This window comes from Mesorhizobium sp. WSM4829 (genome assembly GCF_055811475.1).
In genome coordinates, this window is the sequence record NZ_JBVVQJ010000144.1 from 1 (window position 1) to 554 (window position 554).

A 554-nucleotide genomic window follows, 5' to 3' on the forward strand; every position below is an offset into this window, starting at 1 on the left:
TATCGTCAAACTTAGTTTTTATATCGTGGGCATCTGCTTTTGAGATGGACTCAGATTTGCGTAAGGCCAAAATCTACTTCTCTGTCCGGCGTCAGCACCAATGAGACAGAATTGGCTTAACGAGGAAGGGAGGTTTTCTGACTCATCGTAGCCTTTCACAGGAGCGAAGATGAGACAGAAAACGGAAGCGGCACTTCCACCAGTGGGAGCAAGTACACAGGATCGTAAGGGTGGCCGACCAGCACGCGCTCAGGATGCTGCGCCAGCTCCTGAAGCAGCGATGGGGGCACGCTTGAGGAAGACGTGTGTGGCGGCAAGCTAACAGACCCGGGCGCGATAGATCGCGCGGCCGAGATTGATCGCTCTGTGCGTCTCGAACTGCTTCAATAAGCGAACTTACGAATGTCAACGAGCCCTCACGGGGCAGCGGGTTGAATGTCAACCGCGATATGCGCGACGCGCGGCGGCTAGGGTTGTCTGCACGCGCTCGGCAGCGCGGCGATCTGGGTCGTACAGCCACACATTAACGCCGTGTAAAATGTACTTTGCGGCCC

The 554-nt window shown here is 56.0% G+C and carries 1 protein-coding gene; it reads right to left on the reverse strand.

Annotated features, from left to right (window positions below):
- Positions 1-155: 155 nt before the first annotated feature.
- Complete coding sequence (locus AC0L17_RS34590) at positions 156-317, reverse strand: 3-hydroxyacyl-CoA dehydrogenase NAD-binding domain-containing protein (protein WP_473519008.1); 162 nt, start codon at positions 315-317, stop codon at positions 156-158.
- Positions 318-554 lie beyond the last annotated feature (237 nt).